The organism is Bradyrhizobium tropiciagri (genome assembly GCF_001189845.1).
Lineage (GTDB): Bacteria > Pseudomonadota > Alphaproteobacteria > Rhizobiales > Xanthobacteraceae > Bradyrhizobium > Bradyrhizobium tropiciagri.
This window is the reverse complement of record NZ_LFLZ01000159.1, coordinates 1-2,596: the sequence shown is the minus strand read 5'-3', so window position 1 is coordinate 2,596 and position 2,596 is coordinate 1. Positions and strand designations below refer to the sequence as shown.

Sequence of the window (2,596 nt, the reverse complement as noted above, 5' to 3'; positions counted from 1 at the left end):
TATGCCTCCGCTGACGGCCGCCTTGTTTGAGGGAGGCGAGCGCTGCAGGTCCTAGGGGTAGTCCTAGGAGAAGCGCTATGACGATATCGCGGGCAGAGGTGATCACATCGGTAGAGCGGCGACGGCGGTGGTCGCGAGATGAGAAGGAACGGCTAGTTGCAGCATCGCTCGAGCCTGGAGCCACTGTTTCCGAGGTGGCTCGCATGGCCGGCCTTCATGTGAGCCAGCTGTTCCGGTGGCGCAAAGAGCTTTGCAGGCACGGTGAGACGAGTGTGGCGCCGTTCGTGCCGGTCGAGATTGGGCCGTCTGTGCCGGCGCGGGATCTGACCGAAGCGCCACTGACGACGGCACCGACGCGTCGACGGAGGAGCCAGGGCATCATCGAGATCGACCTTGGTAGCGGACGCCGCATCCGGGTCGATGGCGACGTTGATGGAGACGCGCTGCGTCGCGTTCTCGATGCCCTGGTGCGCCGATGATCCCGGTTCCGACAGGCGCGCGGGTGTGGCTCGCGACAGGCTACACCGATATGCGCAGAGGCTTTCCGTCGTTGGCACTCCAGGTGCAGGAGGTGCTGCACAAAGACCCGCTCAACGGTCATCTGTTCGTCTTCCGTGGTCGCCGCAGCGATCTTGTGAAGGTGCTCTGGCACGATGGCCAGGGAGCATGCCTCTTTACCAAAAGGCTTGAGAGAGGCAGGTTCATCTGGCCATCGGTTGCCGGTGAATCGGTAACGATCTCGCCGGCGCAGTTGAGCTATCTGTTGTCCGGGATCGATTGGCGCAACCCACAAGAAACCCAGCGTCCGACGCGGGTCGGATAGCGTTTTGTGGTTTGAATCTGCGGCTTGATCTGATTCACTGGCTTCATGATATCGAAGCCGGACGACCTTCCATCGGACCTTGCAAGTGCCCTGGCGGCGCTGCAGGCCGAGCGTGAGGCGCGGCTACATGCTGAGGCGGTGGCTGCCAGTGTGCGGGCTGAGCTGTCGGACAACGAGGCGCTGATCGCGCATCTCGAGCTGCGGATCGAGAAGCTCAAACGCGAACTGTACGGGCCGCGCTCCGAGCGCACGGCGCGGTTGCTCGAGCAGTTGGAGCTGGAACTCGAAGACCTCGTTGCGGCGGCGAGCGAGGATGAGCTTGCGGCGCAGGCTGCAGCAGCAAAGACGCAGAACGTCCGTTCCTTCACGCGCAAGCGGCCGGTGCGCAAGCCCTGGCCGGATGACATCGAGCGCGAGCGCGTCGTCATTGAGGCCCCGACGAGCTGCGCCTGCTGTGGCGGGTCGCGGCTGGCGAAGATCGGCGAGGATGTGACCAGGACGCTGGAGGAGATCCCACGCCGCTTCAAGTTGATCGAGACGGTACGGGAGAAGTTCACCTGCCGTGATTGCGAGAAGATCAGCCAGCCGCCGGCACCGTTCCATGCCACGCCGCGCGGCTTCATCGGCCCGCAATTGCTGGCGACGATCCTGTTCGAGAAGTTCGGCATGCATATCCCGCTCAACCGCCAGAGTGCTCGCTTCAAGGCTGAGGGGATCGACCTGTCCTTGTCGACGCTGGCTGACCAGGTCGGCCACGGGACCTTCGCCGTCATGCCGCTCTTCCACTTGATCGAACGCCATGTGCTCGCGGCCGAGCGCCTGCATGCCGATGACACCACCATCCGTATCCTGGCGAAGGGCAAGTGCACGACCGGGCGGATCTGGACGTACGTGCGGGATGACCGGCCCTTTGCCGGGCCTGCGCCGCCGGCGGCGGTGTATTACGCCTCGAGCGACCGACGAGGCGAGCATCCCCAGAAGCATCTGGCCGCCTTCGCCGGCATCCTGCAGTGCGACTGTTACAGTGGCTTTGAACCGTTGTTCGACCCGCAGCGAAAAGAGCTGCCGATCACGCCCACGTTTTGCTTTGCCCATGCGCGTCGGGGCTTCTTCGAGCTGGCTGACATCGAGAAGAAGGCTCGGGAAGGTAAGACAGGCAAACCGGTCTCTCCGATCGCGCTGGAGGCGGTCAGACGCCTCGATGCGTTGTTCGACATCGAGCGCGCCATCAACGGCCGCGGCGCCGACGAGCGGCGCGCCGTGCGCCAGGAAGAGAGCAAGCCGCTTCTTAAGGACATGCACGTCTGGTTGCTGCGTGAGCGCGAAACCCTCTCGCGCTCTTCCGAGGTCCTGAAGCCGATCAACTATATGCTCAGGCGCTGGGACGACTTCGCCCGCTTCCTCGACGATGGCAGGATCTGCTTGACCAACAATTGCGCCGAGCGCGCATTGAGAGGCATCGCCTTGGGACGGCGGAACTGGACCTTCGCCGGCAGCCAGCGTGGCGCCGACCGTGCCGCCATCATGCTGACGATGATCACGAGCTGTCGCCTCAACGAGGTCGATCCGAAGGTCTGGCTCGCCGACATCCTCGCCCGCATCGCCGATCTTCCCGCATCGCGTCTGCACGAACTGCTGCCCTGGGAATGGAAGCTCCTGGGCCAAGCCGGCAAGCCCGCCGGTCAGCAGGCCGCCTGACTTCACGCAACGCCATCATAGAGCTCGCCGTGCCCGCGCGCACGCGTCAATCGGGCGGTCTTCATCGTATGCGTA

At 64.1% G+C, this 2,596-nt stretch carries 3 protein-coding genes; all 3 read left to right on the top strand.

What is annotated here, in order from left to right:
* The first annotated feature begins 77 nt into the window (after positions 1 to 77).
* Genes tnpA through tnpC form a run of 3 tightly spaced genes read left to right on the top strand, consistent with a single transcriptional unit; the run spans position 78 to position 2,521 of the window.
* Positions 78 to 479 carry an IS66-like element accessory protein TnpA gene (gene tnpA / locus AKN84_RS44155; RefSeq protein ID WP_050426585.1) on the top strand — a complete coding sequence of 134 codons (402 nt, stop codon included), beginning with the start codon at positions 78 to 80 and terminating at the stop codon, positions 477 to 479.
* Positions 476 to 823 (top strand): IS66 family insertion sequence element accessory protein TnpB, encoded by a 348-nt coding sequence (gene tnpB / locus AKN84_RS44150; RefSeq protein ID WP_050426584.1) that lies wholly within the window; start codon positions 476 to 478, stop codon positions 821 to 823. Before tnpA ends, tnpB begins: the two co-directional genes overlap by 4 nt.
* 45 nt (positions 824 to 868) lie before the next feature.
* Complete coding sequence (tnpC, locus tag AKN84_RS44145) at positions 869 to 2,521, top strand: IS66 family transposase (RefSeq protein ID WP_050426583.1); 1,653 nt, start codon at positions 869 to 871, stop codon at positions 2,519 to 2,521.
* The last annotated feature ends 75 nt before the right edge of the window (positions 2,522 to 2,596 follow it).